Here is a 21,224-nt window from a genome sequence, read left to right as displayed (position 1 = left end):
ACACTTACTTTATTTTGCAAATCTGTATTCTTAGTGAAGACTACAACTTACTTTTCCTTTTTATAATAAAAAGAGAACTACCTTTTCAATGTAAAATGTCCTGTAAAAACACGTCCATCAGGTAAACTTGCAGAAAACCAATAATCACCCGAAGGCATAGACTTTCCTTTAATGGTTCCGTCCCAAACATCATCTGTGTTGATTAAGACTCGAAGTAATTTTCCAAAACGATTGTAGATAAATACACGTGTATTGTTACGAAATATTGTTGAGACTCCTTTAAGTTGCCATGTGTCGTTTATACCATCATTGTTTGGAGTAAAAAACTTAGGATAACCAATTACAGCTACCACTTCATCCACAATACCACAATTGTTTTTAATATCCTTTACATAAACCGTATGAAATCCAGCAGAAACATTTTCAAAAACATTCGATTCTTGATAAATTGCGTTGGGATTATCTAAAGCATACACATATGTCCCTTCTCCTGATACTAACACCGTAATGATATTAGGATGAGAGATATCTTGAACTAAAATATTCTCTATAGAAGCTATATTGGAAGGTTCTACAACTACTGTTTTCGTTTTACTACATCCATCAACTTCCGTAACTTTTACTGAATAACTTCCTAACTCATTGACTTGGATTGTTGGTGTCATTTCCCCAGTTGACCATAAAAATGTATAATTAGCAATGTTTTGAGTGATTCCACTTTCTAGAGTAACTAACTGCGGTGCTGAGTTTAAGCAATAATATACTGTTTCCGAAGTATCTATTGGAGGCAAATTGTTTACAAAAAGTAAAACTTCTCCAATTCCGTAACAATTCCCATCTAATGAAACACGCGCAAAAATAGTCTGTGTGTTAGCTATTGTATTGGTAAATGGACTAGAAAGAGGATTTTCCAATACTAATGCGTCTGCTAATGTTTCATAATAAGTTACAGCGACATTAGCGGGCAATCCATTAATGATTTGTGCATCTGCAAGCGACAAGTCAAATTCAGTAAACCCTAGTTCATCTGCCGTATCGCAAGCAGTAATAATAGCATTAGACACTGCATTTGATTCTACTTCCAAAGTAACTTCAGCTGTATTTTCACAACCTGAAACCAAGTCTGTTACTTTGGCATATACTGTTTGCGGATTTGATGTATTTGTATAAGCACTTGTAGTAATTTCCTGTGTTAATGTACTATCTTCATAATATCGAACTTGTCTATTAGCTATGATTCCCGCCGAAACGTCTTCACTATACTCAAATAAATTAAAAATTGTTGTTCCGTTAGTTGCTCCACATTGAACAATCGTAATATCTTGTGTTTCAGGAAGCTCAAAAATGGTTGCTATAACGGGAATTCTTGCGCCATTTGTACAACCTGAAAAAGCAGGAAATATCCAGTATGTAGTAGTTTCAGTTATGGCAACAGTATAGTGCGTTCCTATATGAACAGGCATATTTGCTGTTGCAGATTCATACCATAACACGCTATCTGTATTGGTTTCGACACTCAATGTCAACGTTGTAGGTCCGCAATTAGATGCTTCTGTTATTACAGACTTAGGAGTTTCAATTCGTGTACTGACCGATAAATTAATTGCTGGCTCTCCCGGCATTCCTCCAAATTCTACTACATATCCTTGCGGATGATACGGATTATTTGGATCTGTTGATCCTACATTTGGCAAATCGTTCCATGATCCTAACAGACCCACACTTGGATCGGTGATATGCGCATAGTGTTCTCCTTGAAAATTATTTGGCTCTCCTGTATTCCAGAAAGTATACGCTCCATTTTGAGGAGTTCCATTTACTTCTCCAATCCAAAAAATTGTTCCTGCCTCAGGACCCGTAACCCATTTCCAAGTACCTTCTTGATCGCTATCAGAAGCTCCAATCCATCCTGTTCCAGAACTTTGCGAACCTGCTAGTGCAGCTTCTTCCGCAGTAGTTAATGTTGCAAGATATCCTTGTAGTCCAAAATAGGTTTGAGACTCCGCAGCTATTCGTGCATCTGTCCACGTAATTCCAGCATCTTGCACATAAAAATAATAATGTCCTGTAGATGGTAAATAATTAGCATCTCCCAAATTGATTGAAAAGAATTTATCTTCGGTAAAGTTGGTTTGTGTAGTGCTAAAAGCAACCGCTTCAATGGCAGCTTCATATTCTGCAAAGGTTGCAGGACCTACCAATGCCAATCGTCCAAGATCTGGTGTCCAAAAAGCATCAATATTAGGATGACTTCCTGTAAGAGAAAGCACATCTTGTCCGTTGCTATACCCTTCTGAAATTTGAATATATACTATAGGCAAAGTTGTATCTTGCGGATCTGGATCCGTGATTGAAACATTCATCGCTATAAACATTGGCATGTCTCCACAATACTGCTGGTCACCTTGTGCAGAAATTGTTGGCGGAGTTTGTGCCTTCACATTAGCTACAGCAAAGAGCATCAAAAAAATTCTAAAAAAATGTACCCAGAAGCGCATATTCATACGTATGTTCTTCTCAAAAATACATTTTTTTATACGTTGTAACAGACTAGTGTATTTGTTTTCCTTAACTACAACGTTGTAGTAGTAAAATTTTATTTTAAATGTTTGCTCAAATACACAGAAAGAAACTATTTTTTATGATTTCATTGATTTTAAAAGAATTCTACTCCGCCGCTACTATTACCTCCTACCTTACTAAGTTTATAGGTAAATCCTAACATGAAGTAACGCTGTAGTACTGTACTTTGAGCATCTTGAATATAATCGGCAGTAATCGTACGTCTTGTATTGATGTTTTGGTTCAACAAGTCATACGCAGAAAGTTTAATTGTTCCTTTTTCCTTTAAAATTTTCACTCCCAAACTCATGTTCCAAAACAAAGCACTCCTATCAAATCCGGGAGCAACATTGGTATTGTATGTGTACTGAATGTCATTACCAAATACAATATTTTTAGGCCAAAATGTCGTTGTTTTTAAAGATACTGTGTGATTTTGATAGCTTTCATTATTTAGGTTATCCAAGCTGTATCGAATCGTGTTGAGTCCTACTCTATAATTTGGTTCAATTTCCAATAATTCTTTGAAGTTGTACGTAAAACGAACGTTTGGTGTAATTGTACTGCGTTCAGTAGAAAATTTAACCCCATTACTAAAGTTGAATTCTTTATTGAAATTTCCATAGAATCCGACTCTGAAACGCAAAGAAGTACTGTCTTTTTTAATAGTCTTGCTATATGATGAACCTCCATTTACTCTGTAAACGCCACTTACATTGGTATAGGTTGTAGTTCTGATTCTATTTTCATCTGTTGTAGATAGAGGAACTATTCTATCATTCGTAAATCCCGCAGAAATCCATGAGAAGAAACCGCTTTTGCTTTTAAAGTCGTAGTTATTAAAATTCACATAAAATCGATGGTTAAATTCTCGATTCAGATTAGGATTACCAACAATGATATTTAATGGATTACTAACATCTGCAACCGGTTGCAATTGTTGAGCTGTTGGCGATTGAGAACTTGTATTGTAATTGAATGAAAGACTCATTCCTTGTTTGATACGATAGCGCATGTAGCTATTGATGTTTATATCTGAGAATGTAGAACGAACCGTTGTATTTTGCACAAACTCCTTGTTTTCAAGTTCTGAGAAAAGCAATCCTGTATTGAAACTCAAATATAATTTCTCAGTTTCATAGTTCACTCCAATTTTAGGTGAATGAGTTTGAAAGTTTACCTTTAAATCTGAACTTAAGGTAGCATTGAAATCATCATACGCATTGGAGGTATTATCAAAGTCAAATACGCGCCTGTCGTTACGCTCACTTCTATTAGTAAAAGTATAATTTAAGTCTAAAAACAGTTTTCCTTTAAGAGGAATACGATATTCAACATCTGCTGATACGCTATTCTCCTTGGTATGGGTTGTAGTAAACTGATCTCTTGTTTCGGTAGAAGGAGAGGTACCAAAAATTTCATTTGTTGTATTCAAGAAATTTTCGGAATCATTGTTCACAAAGTTTCCATTTGTACTTAATCGGAGGTATGCTCCTTTGCTTCCAAACTTTTTGATTACGTCTATATCTCCAGAAAAGTTACGACGCTCTGCATCTGTTCGGTTTTGTGAAGTTCCTTGGTTTAAGAGGTTTCCTTCATCATCAAGAGATTCTTCATTTCGCGATGAAAAATTTTCTCCTTCAGAAAAACGAAATGTTGGCGCAACTACTACCTTAAGAGTTGAATCAATCTCAAATTGTAATTCTGTACTCGCTCTATGACTATCGCTTCTACTTAAAAATGTACTACGCGAATTGGTAAAGAAACTTCCATCAGGTAAAATATTTTCACGTTCTACTCTACTCTCATTTTCAGAATCGGCACGGGAAAAGAAATAATCTGCGATTACTTCTGTTTTGTCTTTATATTCATCAACAAAACTAGCGCCTGCATTTGTAGAAGTCGTAATTCCTTGTCCTCCCCCAAAACCAACACCTCCAACAGAAAACGAACCATTGCTATTAAAGTTCACGCCTCCGCCGGCATGTCCCATCATATCAAAGATTTCATCAAAGCTAAATCCAGAACTATTGATGTTATTTTTACCTGCCAAAACACTCAGTCGTTGCTTATCATTAAAGTAATTTCCAATACCGCTCAACGCATAACGCTCATCTGTACCTCCACTAATGGTTGCACGCCCAAAAAAACCTTTGTTTTGATCTTTCTTGAGTTCTATGTTTATTGTTTGTTCTTCTGAAGTGCCTTGTTTTCCAGTAAATTCTTCAGATTCACTTTTAGTAGTTGTTACTTGTATTTTATCTACAATTTCTTTTGTTAAGTTTTTGGTAGCAATATTCGGATCATTACCAAAAAACGGTTTTCCGTTTACCAATACTTTGTTTACTTCTTTCCCATTGACCTTGATTTTTCCATCACTGTCTACTTCAACACCAGGCAGCTTTTTAATCAAGTCTTCTACGGTAGCGTCTGGTCGTGCTTTAAATGAATCTGCATTGAATTCTAATGTATCTTTTTTTACTGTAACAGGTGCTTTTATCGCTGTAATTTGCACAGCATCCAACTCATTAGAAGCAAGCTCCATAGAAATTTCAGGAATCGTGATTACTGATTTATCTAGAGTAATTTTTTGCAGGTATGTTTTAAACCCATTGAAGGTTACAAATAAATTGAGCTCTTTAAATTCTGTTCTCGCAGCCAACTCAAAGTTTCCATTCTTATCACTAATAGTATAGGTAACCAATGTAGAATCTTTGATTGTTTGTAAATATACAGTGGCAGACTCTAATGGTGTTTGAGCTGCCTTGTCAACAATTTTTCCTTTGATTTCGTATTCTTGCGCATGCAATAAAAAGGTAAGAGAACTGATAAAAGATATCAGTAGTACATTAAATGGTTTATTCATTTTTTTCTGATTGATAATCGGTTTTGTTAAACAAACAAACAGAAAAAAAGCTTATTTATTATTAAAATAATCATAAAAAGCTCAGACGATTTCTTAAAAAGAGAAAACGCTTCTGAATGTACGATACTTAGAAGCGTTTTACTTAGATGTAGATTGGTTATTTATTGGTTCTCGTAGATAGAAACGGTTCCACTATCTTCATATGATATAATAAGTAATGCTTTTCCTGTTGGACTATCTTCTGCCTTTACTACCAAAACTCCTTCTGGTGCATAATCAGTACTGCGTTGCAAGATTTGCAAAAATTGTGGTGCCGTTGGATTGGTGATATCATATACCATAACTTGGCTATTTCGTTCAAGACCTACAAATAAAATATAGCGTTCGTTTCCAATATTTAAAACTTCTACAGTTTCTGGCTCTGCTCCTTTATCATCACTTCTTTTATCGGTTGCATCATCTTCCCAATCCCAGTTAAAACGTTCAGGTGTTTCTGCTAATACACGGGTTGATATTTCATTTCCACTATCGTATACTAAGTTTCCATCGGCAGACCATATACTGAATGAACGCGCCCCATAATTGTATAGTTTATCATAATCGCCATCACCATCAGTATCACCTATATCTATTGCGACTTTTAATCGTCCTATGTTTTCATTGTCTTGATAGTTTTCAGAAGCTGGAAAAGCAGTCTCGTCTAGGACCAAGTCTTTTACTCTGCTTTCTCCTACATATCCAGGCATGCCTTCATACTCTCTAGAGTCGCCTTCATTGGCGGAAATAACATAGTCTGTTCCGTTGATGTTTACAGAAGTTATTGCATCTGGTTGGTATATTCCGTACACAGGCCAAGTTTTCAATTCATTCACATTGTCTTTATCACTTGCATCAATAGCGTTTCCTGCTACACTATAATCTTTAAATCCCAATGGATAGATTGCTTCAATTGTTTTGGTAAGAAGGTTGATACGTGCAATTCCATTGTTTTCTTGTAAAGAAACCCAAGCATATTGTGAATCTTCTGATACGGTAATGTATTCTGGTTCTACATCTGCTGCTAGGTTTGCATTAGGACCAAATACTCTAAATCCTTGTGCTTCTAAAGTAGCTTCTTGAGAGTTGAATGCAGTAAAATCTAACGTAGTTACATTATTATTTATAAGATCAATTATACTTACCGTTCCATTAGGGTCGATTGTATAATCGGCATTTGGCTCACCTTCATTAGCCGATAAAATGTAATTGCCATCTTTTGTAAAAGTTACCATATCTGGCAATGAGCCTACCATATATTCATTAGCTAGTGAATTATCTGCTGTATTGTATACATATACTTTTCCTGCAGCTTGCTTGTTACTTGCTTCAACAGCAATTGCTAATTTTCCGTTGTTTACTGCCACACTGTTGGGAGCTCCAAAACTACTAACATCTATTGGTGTTCCCATAACAGGTGCATTGATATTAGATAGATCGTATACTGAAATTTGATCCATTTCCGTATTTACCGTAAATAATTTGTTTGTAGTCGGATCAAATGCTGAAATTTCAGCAGCTCCTTCTCCTCCAACAGTAATGGTATTTTTGTATTGAAAATTTACGGAAGTGTTAACTGGCGGAATTCCTACTGAATTATCATCATTTTCACAACTATTTAAAGTACAGATAATTGCCGCCGCCAACAAGGTTTGCTTTAAGGTTTTCATATGTTGATTTATGTTTATTTCAACAAAAGTGAACCTCGTATTTTATCCGAACGTTAGTGAAAGATGATTGAATTATGTTTCTTTTGAAAAGTTATTGTAAAGAATTTTTAGAAAAGTTAACAACGGTTTAATAGCAAGTTTACCTTCAAGTTTTTAGTTTTTATATTTTACTCGATTGCTTCCTTTACTTGGTTTTCTATATCATCAATTCCCTTAAATTTTCTCAGGCTTAAATCCTTTCCAAGCAATCGCAATTCAGTTGTTATGTCCAAAAGCAGCTCTAAAGGTTCTGCTTCATATCCAAATAGATTTTGATCAAACTGTATTCCCGTTAAAAGTCCATCATTTGCCATTCCGATACACCAATTTTCTATGAATTCAGGCAAAGGAATTTCAACTGTTTTATATTTTTTCCATTCCTCTTTAGCACAAGACTTGGCACGTACTTTTTCTGACCAAAAACACAATATACCTATTGGGCTTCCATCTTCCTCTACATATTGTGTAGAAGAGGATGTAGCAAATCCTTTTTTATTTTTTAAACCGTAGACGATTTCAGAATCTGAAATCGTTTTTACAAACTTCAAGTATCGTTCTTTAAGCGTAATCGTATTTTGCAACTCGATTTTAAAAAATTTAATTACGTTTTATTTCTTTCTAAAGTATACTTGAACAGGAACTCCTGTAAAGTCAAAGTGTTCGCGGAGTTTATTTTCAATAAATCGTCGATACGGATCACGAATGTACTGCGGCAAATTGGCAAAGAATGCAAACTGTGGGTAATTAGTTGGCAGTTGTGTACAGAATTTAATTTTAATGTATTTTCCTTTGTATGCAGGAGGCGGTGTATTTTCAATGATTGGCAACATGGTATCGTTCAGTTTGCTCGTTGCAATTCGGTTAGAACGACTTTTATATACATTTACAGCTGTTTCAATAGCCTTAAAGATACGTTGTTTAGTTAATGCTGAAATAAATACGATTGGTACATCTGTAAAAGGTTCTATTTTCTCGCGAATGTGTTTTTCAAATTCTTTGACTGTGTTGGTACTTTTTTCAACCAAATCCCACTTATTCACTAAGATGACAATTCCTTTATGATTTTTTTCCGCTAACCAAAAAATGTTTTGCACTTGAGAATCAAATCCTCTCGTAGCATCTACTACTAATAAACATACATCACTGTGTTCAATAGCACGAATGGAGCGCATGACTGAGTAAAATTCTAAATCTTCTTTTACTTTGGCTTTTCTTCGGATTCCGGCAGTATCTACTAGATTGAATTCAAATCCAAAACGATTGTATTTCGTATCAATCGCATCACGGGTAGTTCCTGCAATGTCGGTTACAATGTAACGATCTTCACCTATTAATGCATTTATTAAAGACGATTTACCGGCATTTGGTCGCCCCACAACAGCAAAACGTGGCAGATTTTCTTCTTCCTTTTCTTCTACTTCTGGAAGCGCTTCTACTAAAGCATCGAGCATATCGCCTGTGCCACTTCCATTAATACTTGCAATCGGATAGTATTTCCCTAAACCTAATGAGTAAAATTCTGTAGCATCGTGCAAACGATTGGCAGCATCTACTTTGTTTACAATAAGTAATACTGGCTTGTCCACACGCCGTAACAAATTGGCAACTTCTTCATCCATTCCTGTTACTCCTGCTTCTACATCAACTACAAAAAGAATCGCATCTGCTTCATCAATTGCTAATTCTACTTGTTTATCAATTTCTTGTTCAAAGATATCATCGCTTCCAACTACGTAGCCACCTGTATCAATCAACGAAAACTCTTTTCCGTTCCAGTCTGACTTTCCATAATGTCTATCGCGTGTTACACCACTTACAGAATCTACAATGGCCTCTCTTCGTTTAATTAGACGATTGAACAAGGTTGATTTTCCAACATTTGGTCTTCCTACAATAGCTACTATATTACTCATTTCGTTCTTTTTGTGCCTGCAAAGGTACGTTTTCTGTTTGTGAGTAAAAAAGAATTTGAAGTAAGTCTTTTGTTATTTGTTTTTATATGAATAATTCTGTGATAGCTTTCATCGTAATATATGCGTGTTTATTATGACTATTTTTATCATTTTTGTTACTGATATATATCAGTATTTGTTTCTTAAAAATATACTAGTTTTAAAACTGCTGTAAATAGTACGTGTATGAGTATCGAAGAAATTGTACTGCGACCGCGCTTTAAGAAGGTTATTTCAATGCCTCAACAAACACTGTTGCATCGTTTGGAAGCTACAAAGAAAACACAAAAGGATTTTGTGGTTTCTCGTATTGACAATCACGTGTTTATTAAAATTCCAAGAGAACGACATCACTTTTGGTCACCACAATTGCATGTTGAAGTGGATGAAATTGACAATCATACTTGCGAACTATATGGCCTTTTTGGTCCGAGTCCTACTGTATGGACTTTTTTTATGTTTCTACATTTTTTAGTGGCTTGTTTGTTTATTGGCTTTGGCGTGTGGGCATACTCTAATGCGGCTTTAAAAACTTCTTATGCCATACAAGTTTCCCTGATGGTATTCATGGTTATTATCTGGTTCTTGTTGTATTTTGCAGGTCGTTGGGGAAGAGCAACAGGAACTCCCGAAATGAAAGAATTATGGCAATTCCTTCACCAAACGATACAAGATTAAACTTATCTGTTTGAACCCTATTTTATGTATCTGAAAAATTCTTATACTAAGTACTTATTTCCCACTATACCCAAAACGTCGCAATTGTCTAGCATCACTACGCCAGTTTTTGTTCACCTTTACGTAGAGTTCGATGTGAATTTGTTTTCCAAAGAATTTTTCTAGGTCTTTACGCGCTTGTGTTCCTACATTTTTAATTGCACTTCCTTTATGACCTATGATAATTCCTTTTTGCGTTTCGCGTTCTACCATAATCACTGAACGAATACGAATAATATCATCTTCTTCAAAAAATTCTTCGGTTTCAACCTCAACTGCATATGGAATTTCTTTTTTATAATTCAATAGAATCTTTTCACGAATGGTTTCATTGACAAAGAAACGCTCAGGTTTGTCAGTAAGTTGATCTTTTGGATAAAATGCTGGCGATTCTGGTAATAATTCAATAATCCGATTGAAGACTTGCGATACATTGAAATTTTCTAGTGCTGAAATTGGGTAAATTTCTGCTGTTGGCACTTTTTCCTTCCAAAGTTGCATTTGTTCTTCAAGTTCTTCTTGTGATGACTTGTCTATTTTATTAAGCAGTAATAATACTGGTATCTTACTGTGAATGATTTTTTTAAAAAAAGCCTCATCCTTTAATTCTTTTTCACCTATTTCTACCATGTAAATCAACACGTCAGCATCTTCAAATGCCGACTTTACAAAGTCCATCATAGATGACTGCAATTCATATGCTGGCTTTATGATTCCAGGTGTATCAGACAGTACCACTTGAAAATCGTCTCCATTAACAATCCCTAGAATTCGATGACGAGTAGTTTGTGCTTTGGAAGTAATAATAGAAAGTTTCTCTCCTACAAATGCGTTCATTAATGTTGATTTCCCTACATTTGGGTTTCCAATAATGTTTACAAATCCTGCTTTGTGCGCCATCTTCTTGTGTTAATTTTGAGTTTACAAAAATACATATTATAAACGCAGCAAAGTAACTCAAATGCTTTTATTGTTCACTTTTTTGAATTTTACCTTGAACAACTCTCCTAAAATGTTAGTTTTTTAACTAAAAAAGAGTTAAACTTCTTTTTTTTGATAGTAATACTATTATATTTGTATTTATACACCTATGGAATTTTTACAAGTACATATTGTTATTAGTGAAGAATTATACACTAAAAACCCTGAGTCATCTGAACTGGGAAAGAAAATCGTTTCGCGTAGTATTGAGATGATTGATGAACTCGGTTTTGAAGCATTTACCTTTAAAAAGTTAGGAAAATCTATTGGATCCAACGAAAGCTCCATATATCGTTATTTTGAAAGTAAGCACATGTTATTGGTGTATTTGCTTTGCTGGTATTGGAGTTGGGTAGAATACAAACTTGTATTTGCAACAAACAACATTCAGTCAAAAGAAGAAAAATTAGCCGCAGCTATCAATATACTCACACGAAAAACCGATGTTGACAATTCTTTTTCATATATCAATGAAATTATTTTGAATAGAATTATCATCGCTGAGTCTTCAAAAGCATATCATACGAAAGATATTGATAGCGAAAATGAAAAAGGATATTATAGCGTATACAAGCGCGTCGTTCAACGTGTTAGTTCAATGGTTACTGATATCAACCCTGATTTTGAGTTTCCTCACATGTTAATTTCAACTGTGATTGAAGGTGCGCATCAACAACGCTATTTTTCAAAACATTTGCCATCATTAACCGATGTAAAAGAAGGCAAAGACACTATTGTGAATTTTTACACAGACCTAGTTTTTAAAGTGATTACGTAATGACTGAAAAGCGGCCACACATAACATCCTTTTTGAAACAAATTCCATTTTTGTTGGTGTTATGTGCGCTTTTATCACAACCTATTATTCAGAGTTTTTCAATTTTTTCGGAAGATGCTTCCTATGAATATGTTGATGTCGATGCAGACGACGATACAGAAGAAGAAGTAGAAAATTCAATTGAAGAAGATGAAAAAGTCACATATGACACACTTGAAATAACTCCTGTAATGACACATTTATCTTTGTACCATTCTCACTTTTATGTGCAAAGACCGTGTACTATACACACTATGGAGATTTTGATTCCGCCTCCAGAATTTTCTTAAACTCTTATTGTGCTATTTCATAGCATGACCGAACTTTTCTTCGTATCCATTCTCACACTTTTTTTATGAAGAATTTTTCGCAACACTCACATTATTAAACCTAAAAAAAGCTAACTATGAGTTGAAAGAACAGGCACTGCGCATTGATTTCAACTCTAAAACACTTACTATCATGAATAGTTCAAATCCTTTTAAAAATTTAAAAGCGGATTTTCCCGCTAGTATTGTCGTATTTTTTGTAGCACTCCCATTGTGTTTGGGAATTGCCTTAGCCAGTGGCGCTCCTTTGTTTTCTGGTCTTATTGCCGGAATTGTAGGAGGTATTGTTGTAGGAGCCATTAGTGGCTCTCAGGTGGGCGTAAGTGGTCCTGCCGCTGGACTTGCCGCTATAGTATTAGTTGCTATCACCGCATTGGGCGGATACCAAAACTTTTTGGTTGCTGTTGTAATAGGTGGTGTAATTCAAATTCTTTTTGGAATTCTTCGATTTGGAATTATTGGATACTTCTTTCCATCATCGGTAATTAAAGGGATGCTGACAGGTATCGGAATCATTATTATCTTAAAACAAATTCCACATTTTTTTGGATATGATGCTGATCCAGAAGGTGATTTTGCCTTTTTTCAAGTAGATGGAGAAAACACCTTTTCTGAAATCTTGAATTCAGTAAATCATATCAGTCTAGGTGCAACAATTATTGCATTTATTGGATTAGGAATCTTGATTTTATGGAATACCGTTTTATCTAAAAAAGGAAAAATTTTCCAACTAATTCAAGGACCTTTGGTTGCTGTTGTATTGGGAATCATTTATTATGTGCTAACACAAGGAAACAATACGTATGGTATTGCACAAGAACATTTGGTAAATGTTCCTGTACCTGATGGGTTTGATTCTTTTATTGGTCAATTTAGTTTTCCAAACTTTGCCGCTATTACAGACCATAATATTTGGGTAACTGGTTTTACTATTGCGCTAGTGGCTAGTTTAGAAACATTATTGTGTGTTGAGGCTACAGACAAGTTAGATCCGCTAAAGCGTGTAACACCAACCAACAGAGAATTATTAGCACAAGGAACAGGAAATGTTCTTTCCGGGTTGATTGGTGGGTTACCTATTACCCAAGTAATTGTTCGTAGTTCAGCAAATATCCAATCGGGAGGACGCACCAAGATGTCGGCTATTATTCATGGTTTTTTATTATTGATTTCTATTATTTTGATTCCGACGCTGCTAAATATGATTCCGCTTTCTGTACTCGCAGCAGTCTTATTGATTGTAGGATATAAATTAGCGAAACCTTCTTTATTTAAGCAAATGTACAATGCTGGTTGGAAACAGTTTGTTCCGTTTATTGTAACTGTATTAGGAATTGTCTTTATAGATCTTTTATGGGGAATTGGACTCGGACTTGCTGTAGGAATTGTGGTAATTTTGATTAAAAGTTTTCAAAACTCTCACTTTTTACATATTGAAGATAAAAGTAACGGAAAACATCGTATTAAAATGACTTTAGCAGAAGAAGTTACATTCTTCAATAAAGGAGCCATTTTAAAAGAACTAGATAGTTTACCAAGAGATACATTTTTAGAACTTGATGTTCGCAAAACACGTTTCTTGGATAATGACATTATTGAAATTTTAGAAGATTTCTCAGAAAAAGCGCACAATAGAAATATTGATATCAAATTAATTTCAGAGCGTGGTACAGTGGAAAATCCTCCAAGTTTTATCAAATTTTTTCAGCTTAGACCTAAAACTGCTTAAGCAATATACTTCTAAATAGTAAGCTTATGAACACATCTAAATATACATTATTAGTATTGACAGATCTTTCTAGATCGTGTGAGGCGGCTTTGGAAAATGCTGTCAACCTTTCAAAGATTATCAATGGAACTGTGAACGTTTTTCATATAATTCGTCCTTCAGATATTCCAGAGTGTGAAAATCAACTTGCCGCTATGCGTTGCATTGACGAAGAACGTATTCGAAGAAAACAACAATTAAAGTCACTAGTACATACAACATTTAAAAATACAGGTGTACACATTCAAACTAATTGTGTTTTGGGAAATCTCAAAGACGAAGCCAAAACCTATATTGAGAAAATACAACCTGATATGATTGTACTCGGAAAACGCACCCAAAAGTGGTTTCAGTTACAAAAAGATCATTTTACAAGATTTGTTTTGGATACATTTAATGGATCTGTATTGATTTCCGGAAAAGAAAAAACCATTCAACCTTCAGAAAAGATGTCTTTTGGTATGTTACATACGGTTTCAGATGCTTTTCCTAGTGGAATTGCGAATGATTTGAGAAAACTTAGCAAAAACCCGGTAAAACGTTTTTATATTCGTAACTCAAAAGAGATCGTAAATACAAACGCTTTTTCTGAAAAAGAAATCGCATATGAATTTGAAAATAGCAACACTGTTATGAATACAATTTCAGATTATGTATCTAAAAATAATATCGAATTATTATATATTCAATCTGAAACAAAAAATACAACCAAACGATTGCAACATATAACAAGTAGTGTTAAAGAAGCTATTCACAAAATAAATGTTCCAATCTTAATCGTAAAAAACACATCATCTATTCAACTACAATAACACTAATTAAACACTATGAAAGCACATACAAAAGAAACCCAAGCCACCATGACTCCCGACAAGTCTTTGCAATTTTTAATGCAAGGAAATGAACGGTTTCAACAGAATTTAAAAGCCAATAGAAACCTTTTACAACAAGTAAATGATACTCGAAACGGTCAGTTTCCTTTTGCAACTATCTTGAGTTGTATTGATTCGAGAGTATCCGCAGAACTTGTATTTGATCAAGGTTTGGGAGATATTTTTAGTATCCGTATTGCAGGAAATTTTGTAAATGAAGATATTTTAGGAAGTATGGAATTTGCTTGTAAGTTAGCAGGAACAAAATTAATCGTTGTTCTTGGACATACAAGCTGTGGAGCAATTAAAGGTGCTTGTGACCATGCACGACTTGGAAACTTAACCTCACTGATTAATAAAATTGAGCCTGCTGTAGATGCTGTAGCAGAACCTACAGATGAAAGTCAGCGTAACTCAAAAAATATTGAATTTGTAAATAATGTTGCCATCAAAAATGTAGAAATGACTATTGACAACATTCGTAAACAAAGTCCAGTACTAGCCGAACTAGAGGAAGATGGCGAGATTAAAATTGTTGGTGGTATGTACGATATTAGCAATGGAAAAGTTACGTTCTTTTAGTATATAGAACGGTGAAAAAGAAAAATAGTTAGCTTATTTTTAAAGCCAGTAGTATCTTGTATGCTGCTGGCTTTTTTATATGGACAATATATTAGCTATTTTTTTTGGCAAAAATGAACTCAACCATAGCCTCTATCCTACATTTTATTCTTTTTTTCATAAAGAAGAATATAGAATAGATGTAACATAGGTTACAAAGTTTTCGTAAGAAAATGATAACTTTGATAGCTAGTAACGCATCTTTTTGAAGTTACCTACTTTAAAACCTTACCATATGATTCAAGAACTTAGAGACCATTACGGACACCTTTTTGAAGAAGCTTTGCTTCAAGAAATTGCACAAGTTGGAACTTTTAAAGAAGTTCCCGAAGGTTTTACCATGATGGCCATTGGCGATTATGTACGTGGGATGCCTCTATTGATTTCGGGAGCCATTAAAGTAATGCGCGAAGATAAAGAAGGCGACGAACTGCTACTATATTACTTGGAAAGTGGGGAAACCTGTTCAATGACTATGAATTGTTGTATGGGGCAAACTAAAAGTGAAATTAAAGCTGTAGCCGAAAAAGATACAAAGTTGATTATGGTGCCTGTCCAAAAAATGGAAGAATGGACTGCAAAATATAAGTCGTGGCGTGATTTTGTGTTTCAAAGCTATCATACAAGACTCAATGAAGTGCTGCATATTTTAGATAGTGTTGCTTTTGAAAAAATGGATCAACGATTGCTTAATTATTTAAAAGAAAAAGTTCGCATCAATAATTCTGACACAATTCACAATACACATCAAGAAATTGCGTACGACCTGCACAGCTCGAGAGTTGTTATTTCGAGACTTTTAAAAAAATTAGAGCAAATGGGGCGTATCGAATTACACAGAAACCATATTAAAGTCATAAATTTAGACTGAATTGTAACATTAGTTACTGCCCAATTGTTTCGAGTGCTGTATGTTTGCACCGATAAACATTGAATTACTATGGAAATACTTGGCTACATTAGCGCCTTGATTATTGGAATTTCACTTGGACTTATTGGCGGTGGCGGTTCTATTTTAGCAGTCCCTGTATTAGCATATCTCTTTTCTGTAAATGAAAAAATTGCCACAGCATATTCGCTATTTATTGTTGGAACCAGCGCTCTTGTTGGCGGATTGAAACAGCATTTTAAAGGATATGTAGATTGGCGAACAGCAGTCGTTTTTGGAATTCCTGCTATTGTAGGTGTAACACTTATTCGATACTATGTAGTCCCTGCGTTACCAGCTGTTCTATTTACCATTTCAGATTTTGATTTTACTCGAAGAATGGGCATGTTCGGATTGTTTGCCTTATTGATGTTTCCTGCCGCTTTTTCAATGCTTAAAGATCGTGAGGAAAAGAAAAATTCTGGAGATGTATCTTATAATTATCCTCTTATTTTAATTGAAGGACTTGTAGTAGGTGCTATTACAGGAATGATTGGTGCTGGTGGTGGTTTTTTAATCATTCCTGCATTGGTTATCCTCGCAAACGTACAAATGAAAGTCGCTGTCGGAACATCTTTAATTATTATTGCTTTTAAATCTCTTTTAGGCTTCTTTTTAGGCGATGCCTTAACCATGCAAATTGATTGGCAATTCTTAGCAATCTTTACTGGAATTTCACTTGTAGGTATCTTCATTGGAAGTTATCTTGGAAACTTTATTGATGGAAAAAAACTCAAAAAAGGATTTGGCTATTTCATCTTTGTGATGGCAATCTTTATTTTTTACATGGAATTTTTTGTAAAACAATCTTAAAAAAAGCCTCTGTAACTTAAGTTACTGCGACACCCAATTGATTTTCATAATTTTACCTTATAAAATTTACGATCATGATTATTGAACAAATATATACAGGATGCTTAGCTCAGGGAGCGTATTATATCGAAAGTAATGGCGAAGTTGCAATTATTGACCCACTTCGTGAAGTACAGCCCTATATTGACAAAGCAAAAGAACAGAACGCTACGATTAAATATATTTTTGAAACACATTTCCATGCAGATTTTGTCAGCGGACACGTAACACTAGCTCAAAAAACAGGAGCTCCAATTATCTATGGTCCTAATGCAAATCCTTCATTTGAAGCATTAATCGCAAAAGATGGACAAGAATTTAAGCTAGGAAATATCACAATTATTGCGCTCCATACTCCAGGACATACCATGGAAAGTACCACATATCTCTTACGAGATGAAAATGGTAAAGACCACGCCTTATTTAGTGGAGATACATTATTTTTAGGAGATGTTGGAAGACCTGATTTAGCGCAAAAAATAGGTTCTATTACGGTTGAAGATTTAGCTAGTCATTTATTTGATAGTTTACGTAAAAAGATTATGCCGCTTGCTGATGATATTATTGTATATCCTGCGCATGGAGCAGGTTCTGCTTGTGGAAAGAATATGATGAAAGAAACGTTTGACACCCTTGGCAATCAGAAAAAAGTAAACTATGCATTGCGTGCAAATATGACTAAAGAAGAGTTTATTGAAGAAGTCACAGATGGCTTATTACCTCCTCCAAGTTACTTCCCTGATAACGTAAAACTTAATAAAGAAGGATATGACGACGTTTCTAACGTGATTAAACGAGGAACTACCGCATTAAGTCCTACCGATTTTGAAGCTATTGCTAATCAATCAGGTGCGTTGGTATTGGATGTACGTCACCAAAGTGATTTTGTAAAAGGACACATTCCTCGCTCAATATTCATTGGTTTGGATGGTGGATTTGCTCCATGGGTAGGTGCTTTAATTGCAGATATTCAACAACCTATTTTGTTAGTGGCTCCTGAAGGTCGCGAAGAAGAAGCCGTAATTCGTTTGTCTAGAGTTGGTTTCGATCAGACTTTAGGTTACTTGAAAGGTGGTTTTGATGCTTGGAAAAGTGCTTCTAAAGAATATGACACAATGAGCTCCGTTTCTGCAGCAACTTTTGCAAAAGCATATCTTACACATAAAAATGTGTTTGATGTACGACGCGAAAGTGAGTTTTTATCAGAACATGTAATAGATGCAAAAAACACTCCTTTGAGTGCTTTAAATTCACATTTGGAAGATTTCCCTACCAATGATTCATTTTATGTTCATTGTGCTGGTGGATATCGAAGCGTAATCGCTGCATCAATTTTAAAAAGTAGAGGAATTCACAACTTGATTAATGTAGAAGGAGGATTTAAGTCGATAAAAGAAACCGAAGTTCCTGTATCTGCATATGTATGTCCTTCAACATTATAATACAAACTAGTAAAGGTTAAGTTTATTCATAATGCACAGTTGAGAAAAAAATGAAGTCTGATGTAAAGTGATCTTTTCTCAGCTGTGCTACCTATAAAAATTACTTTAAAATATAGTTATGTAACCAAAGTTACTGTCACACATTTATAATGCATTATTTTTGTAATAAAAATCCCCTAAACCCTCAAATATGTCCTTTTTTAATTCACTCTTTGGTAACAAACAAGAAGCTACAGATCAAATTGAAATTTTAGACGTAGCTTCTTTTAAAAAAGCAATTACTGAGAAGCAGGTACAATTGGTTGATGTACGTACTCCGCTAGAATATAAATCAGGACATATTGAAAACGCTGTGAATATTGATTTTTTTGATCGGGCACATTTCAATGAAAATTTTGCTGGATTCGATAGAAATCAACCTATTTACTTGTACTGTCGCTCAGGAAATCGAAGTCAGCGAAGTGCTAAAAAACTATTGCAAATTGGTTTTAAAAAAGTATATGACTTAAAAGGTGGCTATAAAGCTTGGAAATAAGTTTACTTTCGTAATACCAAAGTTGTCATACTTCGCAAATCATGTACATTGGTACTTTTTACTGGTTCAATAAAAGAAAGTTGATGCACTGTCATTAAATCACGAAGCAATTCTCTTGTTAGTAAAAAACGTTCTGTCCCATCTGGCAATGAATATATTCCTTTTTGTATATGTATCGCTTTTCCCTCTATACCTATATTCGACGTCATGCGGATGAATAAACTTCCCCCTTTTTTTAACACTCGTACTAATTCAGAAAACATTTTCCTTAATTGTATTTCGCTCACCGCAAAATGCAGTACGGCATTACAAATAATATGATCAAACGTTTCAGTAATAAACGGAAGTTCCTCAACCCTAGACACGCTAAAATTGTCCGCAAGTTTTGAATATTTCTTTTTAAGGGTTTCAATAATTTCTTCATCAGTGTCAATTGCAAAAACAGAATACTCATTTTCATAGAAATACCTAATATTACGTCCGCTGCCGCAGCCTGCATCCAAAATCATATCTTCTTTTTGATAGCGCCCTTTCAAAATTTGATCAATCAAATAAATATCTGTGTTACCAATCACTTCTTGTAGTAATTTTTCTTTCATACTATGAAAAATAAAAAGGGAAGATACAAATACTTTAGTAAGGAAAGATACTCTGTAAAAGAAATGCTAAATTTGCCGTTCAAACTTTAAATATTCTTCAGTAAAACCATTGTTATTCACATAATTTCAGTATTTTATATAAAGAATATATACAAAAAATAGTTCTTAAAAAAACAGTTTATGTAACCTAAGTTGCCTAGTTTTCTAAGCGTTGTGCTGTATCTTTGTGAAGACAAAATTCTTCACTATGGATACTGAAATTCTTGCTCGAATCCAATTTGCTTTCACTATTGCCTTTCATTATATTTATCCGCCTTTAAGTATTGGTTTGGGACTACTTATGGTCATTTTTGAAAGTGCCTATATGCGTACAAAAAACAAACAATACCATATTTTGGCTAAATTCTGGACGAAAATTTTTGCACTCACTTTTGGTATTGGTGTTGTGACTGGAATTGTCATGGAGTTTGAATTTGGAACCAATTGGGCAGTATATTCAAGATACGTGGGCGATGTATTTGGAAGTGCGCTCGCTGCAGAAGGTGTTTTTGCGTTTGCACTTGAAAGCGGTTTTCTAGGAATTTTATTATTTGGATGGAATCGCGTAAAACCTTGGGTACATTTGGTGTCTACCATTGGTGTATTTTTAGGTTCTATGTTTTCTGCTGTGTGGATTGTGGTAGCGAATAGTTGGCAACAAACACCTGCAGGATATCATATTGTTGGCGAAGGCATGAATGCACGCGCCGAGATTACTGATTTTTGGGCCATGGTATTTAATCCTTCCAGTGTTGATAGAATTTTACATGTTTGGTTAGGCGCCTTGTTAGCGGGTGCTTTTTTAGTATTAAGCGTGCATGCATATTACTTAGTAAAAGACCGCTTTGTTGATATTTCTAAACGTGCTTTTAAAATTGCTTTACTGGTTGCAACTATATTTTCATTAGCACAATTATTTACAGGACATAGCTCTGCAGAAGGTGTTGCTGTCAATCAACCTGCTAAATTAGCTGCGATGGAAGGGCATTTTGAAGCCAATGCACCAGCAGACATGTACTTATTTGGCTGGGTTCATAAAGAATCACAAGAAGTGAGCGGACTTAAAATACCTGGTGGACTTTCTTTTTTATTACACTATGATACTGAAGCTCCCGTAACAGGATTGAATGCATTTCCTGAAGAAGACAGACCAAGCCAAGTAAATGCGGTGTTTCAATTTTATCACATTATGGTTACCATTGGAATGATACTGATTGCTCTTTCTCTACTGGGCGTTTTTTTATGGTGGAAAGGAACTCTTTTTAGCAAAAAATGGCTTTTATGGATATTTGTCTTTGCGGCATTATTGCCTCAAATTGCCAATCAAGCCGGTTGGTTTGCGGCTGAAATGGGGCGACAACCGTGGGTTGTATACGGACATCTACGTACAAATGAAGCATTTTCTCAAGCAGTTACTGACAATCAAATATTATTCTCGTTAATCCTGTTTTTGATAGTGTACACATTGTTGTTTTTACTTTTTATTTACTTGTTGAATAAAAAAATACAACATGGTCCTTATGAAGAATCAGAAAGCAAAGATGACGACAGACCTTTGACAGAGGAAATTACACATATACTCACTGGAAAATAAAAATG

18 protein-coding genes are annotated in these 21,224 nt (G+C 34.8%); 11 read left to right on the top strand and 7 right to left on the bottom strand.

Annotation, left to right across the window (positions count from 1 at the left end; genetic code table 11):
• Positions 1-77 precede the first annotated feature (77 nt).
• From AA088_RS16490 to der, 5 genes are all read right to left on the bottom strand, one after another.
• A complete protein-coding gene (locus AA088_RS16490; protein ID WP_241483430.1) occupies positions 78-2,462 on the bottom strand; it encodes a T9SS type B sorting domain-containing protein in 2,385 nt (794 codons plus the stop codon).
• Positions 2,463-2,656: 194 nt separating this feature from the next.
• Positions 2,657-5,428: an outer membrane beta-barrel protein gene (locus tag AA088_RS16485; RefSeq protein ID WP_046746143.1), complete on the bottom strand. Its 2,772-nt coding sequence runs from the start codon at positions 5,426-5,428 to the stop codon at positions 2,657-2,659.
• A gap of 161 nt (positions 5,429-5,589) precedes the next feature.
• Complete coding sequence (locus tag AA088_RS16480) at positions 5,590-7,134, bottom strand: choice-of-anchor I family protein (RefSeq protein ID WP_046746142.1); 1,545 nt, start codon at positions 7,132-7,134, stop codon at positions 5,590-5,592.
• 167 nt (positions 7,135-7,301) lie between these two features.
• Positions 7,302-7,754 (bottom strand): DUF2750 domain-containing protein, encoded by a 453-nt coding sequence (locus tag AA088_RS16475; RefSeq protein WP_046746141.1) that lies wholly within the window; start codon positions 7,752-7,754, stop codon positions 7,302-7,304.
• A gap of 27 nt (positions 7,755-7,781) precedes the next feature.
• Entirely contained in the window at positions 7,782-9,086 is a 1,305-nt protein-coding gene (gene der, locus AA088_RS16470) for a ribosome biogenesis GTPase Der (RefSeq protein ID WP_046746140.1), read from the bottom strand.
• A 225-nt stretch (positions 9,087-9,311) separates the two neighbouring features.
• Between der and AA088_RS16465 the strand changes: the two genes are divergently transcribed.
• Positions 9,312-9,803, top strand: a complete 492-nt coding sequence (locus AA088_RS16465) for a hypothetical protein (RefSeq protein ID WP_046746139.1) — start codon at positions 9,312-9,314, stop codon at positions 9,801-9,803.
• 54 nt (positions 9,804-9,857) lie between these two features.
• On the opposite strand, the gene era is transcribed toward AA088_RS16465, so the two are convergent.
• Entirely contained in the window at positions 9,858-10,742 is an 885-nt protein-coding gene (era, locus tag AA088_RS16460; RefSeq protein ID WP_046746138.1) for a GTPase Era, read from the bottom strand.
• Between the two features lie 190 nt (positions 10,743-10,932).
• Between era and AA088_RS16455 the strand changes: the two genes are divergently transcribed.
• The 9 genes from AA088_RS16455 (at position 10,933) to AA088_RS16415 (ending at position 18,987) form a co-directional block, all read left to right on the top strand.
• On the top strand, positions 10,933-11,601 hold the full coding sequence (locus tag AA088_RS16455) for a TetR/AcrR family transcriptional regulator (protein ID WP_046746137.1): 669 nt from the start codon (positions 10,933-10,935) through the stop codon (positions 11,599-11,601).
• Positions 11,601-11,930 carry a hypothetical protein gene (locus tag AA088_RS16450; RefSeq protein ID WP_046746136.1) on the top strand — a complete coding sequence of 110 codons (330 nt, stop codon included), beginning with the start codon at positions 11,601-11,603 and terminating at the stop codon, positions 11,928-11,930. Before AA088_RS16455 ends, AA088_RS16450 begins: the two co-directional genes overlap by 1 nt.
• Positions 11,931-12,102: 172 nt before the next feature.
• Complete coding sequence (locus AA088_RS16445) at positions 12,103-13,698, top strand: SulP family inorganic anion transporter (protein WP_046746171.1); 1,596 nt, start codon at positions 12,103-12,105, stop codon at positions 13,696-13,698.
• Positions 13,699-13,724: 26 nt separating this feature from the next.
• Entirely contained in the window at positions 13,725-14,549 is an 825-nt protein-coding gene (locus tag AA088_RS16440; protein ID WP_082106821.1) for a universal stress protein, read from the top strand.
• A 15-nt stretch (positions 14,550-14,564) separates the two neighbouring features.
• Entirely contained in the window at positions 14,565-15,191 is a 627-nt protein-coding gene (locus AA088_RS16435) for a carbonic anhydrase family protein (protein WP_046746134.1), read from the top strand.
• 274 nt (positions 15,192-15,465) lie between these two features.
• Complete coding sequence (locus tag AA088_RS16430; protein WP_046746133.1) at positions 15,466-16,101, top strand: Crp/Fnr family transcriptional regulator; 636 nt, start codon at positions 15,466-15,468, stop codon at positions 16,099-16,101.
• Between the two features lie 69 nt (positions 16,102-16,170).
• Positions 16,171-16,971 carry a sulfite exporter TauE/SafE family protein gene (locus AA088_RS16425; protein ID WP_046746132.1) on the top strand — a complete coding sequence of 267 codons (801 nt, stop codon included), beginning with the start codon at positions 16,171-16,173 and terminating at the stop codon, positions 16,969-16,971.
• A gap of 74 nt (positions 16,972-17,045) precedes the next feature.
• Positions 17,046-18,452 carry an MBL fold metallo-hydrolase gene (locus tag AA088_RS16420; protein WP_046746131.1) on the top strand — a complete coding sequence of 469 codons (1,407 nt, stop codon included), beginning with the start codon at positions 17,046-17,048 and terminating at the stop codon, positions 18,450-18,452.
• Between the two features lie 190 nt (positions 18,453-18,642).
• Entirely contained in the window at positions 18,643-18,987 is a 345-nt protein-coding gene (locus tag AA088_RS16415) for a rhodanese-like domain-containing protein (RefSeq protein ID WP_046746130.1), read from the top strand.
• 2 nt (positions 18,988-18,989) lie between these two features.
• On the opposite strand, the gene AA088_RS16410 is transcribed toward AA088_RS16415, so the two are convergent.
• Entirely contained in the window at positions 18,990-19,586 is a 597-nt protein-coding gene (locus tag AA088_RS16410) for a class I SAM-dependent methyltransferase (protein ID WP_046746129.1), read from the bottom strand.
• Between the two features lie 247 nt (positions 19,587-19,833).
• Between AA088_RS16410 and AA088_RS16405 the strand changes: the two genes are divergently transcribed.
• On the top strand, positions 19,834-21,219 hold the full coding sequence (locus AA088_RS16405; protein WP_046746128.1) for a cytochrome ubiquinol oxidase subunit I: 1,386 nt from the start codon (positions 19,834-19,836) through the stop codon (positions 21,217-21,219).
• Positions 21,220-21,224 lie beyond the last annotated feature (5 nt).

The organism is Kordia zhangzhouensis, from assembly GCF_001005305.1.
GTDB lineage: Bacteria > Bacteroidota > Bacteroidia > Flavobacteriales > Flavobacteriaceae > Kordia > Kordia zhangzhouensis.
This window is presented reverse-complemented; position numbering and strand designations above follow the sequence as displayed.

Bases quoted from the DNA above. Each gene is read 5' to 3' on its own strand.
- AA088_RS16490 (WP_241483430.1), bottom strand. From the start codon at position 2,462: ATGCTCTTTGCTGTAGCTAATGTGAAGGCACAAACTCCGCCAACAATT.
- AA088_RS16485 (WP_046746143.1), bottom strand. From the start codon at position 5,428: ATGAATAAACCATTTAATGTACTACTGATATCTTTTATCAGTTCTCTT.
- AA088_RS16480 (WP_046746142.1), bottom strand. From the start codon at position 7,134: ATGAAAACCTTAAAGCAAACCTTGTTGGCGGCGGCAATTATCTGTACT.
- der (WP_046746140.1), bottom strand. From the start codon at position 9,086: ATGAGTAATATAGTAGCTATTGTAGGAAGACCAAATGTTGGAAAATCA.
- AA088_RS16465 (WP_046746139.1), top strand. From the start codon at position 9,312: ATGAGTATCGAAGAAATTGTACTGCGACCGCGCTTTAAGAAGGTTATT.
- era (WP_046746138.1), bottom strand. From the start codon at position 10,742: ATGGCGCACAAAGCAGGATTTGTAAACATTATTGGAAACCCAAATGTA.
- AA088_RS16455 (WP_046746137.1), top strand. From the start codon at position 10,933: ATGGAATTTTTACAAGTACATATTGTTATTAGTGAAGAATTATACACT.
- AA088_RS16450 (WP_046746136.1), top strand. From the start codon at position 11,601: ATGACTGAAAAGCGGCCACACATAACATCCTTTTTGAAACAAATTCCA.
- AA088_RS16445 (WP_046746171.1), top strand. From the start codon at position 12,103: ATGAATAGTTCAAATCCTTTTAAAAATTTAAAAGCGGATTTTCCCGCT.
- AA088_RS16440 (WP_082106821.1), top strand. From the start codon at position 13,725: ATGAACACATCTAAATATACATTATTAGTATTGACAGATCTTTCTAGA.
- AA088_RS16435 (WP_046746134.1), top strand. From the start codon at position 14,565: ATGAAAGCACATACAAAAGAAACCCAAGCCACCATGACTCCCGACAAG.
- AA088_RS16430 (WP_046746133.1), top strand. From the start codon at position 15,466: ATGATTCAAGAACTTAGAGACCATTACGGACACCTTTTTGAAGAAGCT.
- AA088_RS16425 (WP_046746132.1), top strand. From the start codon at position 16,171: ATGGAAATACTTGGCTACATTAGCGCCTTGATTATTGGAATTTCACTT.
- AA088_RS16420 (WP_046746131.1), top strand. From the start codon at position 17,046: ATGATTATTGAACAAATATATACAGGATGCTTAGCTCAGGGAGCGTAT.
- AA088_RS16415 (WP_046746130.1), top strand. From the start codon at position 18,643: ATGTCCTTTTTTAATTCACTCTTTGGTAACAAACAAGAAGCTACAGAT.
- AA088_RS16410 (WP_046746129.1), bottom strand. From the start codon at position 19,586: ATGAAAGAAAAATTACTACAAGAAGTGATTGGTAACACAGATATTTAT.
- AA088_RS16405 (WP_046746128.1), top strand. From the start codon at position 19,834: ATGGATACTGAAATTCTTGCTCGAATCCAATTTGCTTTCACTATTGCC.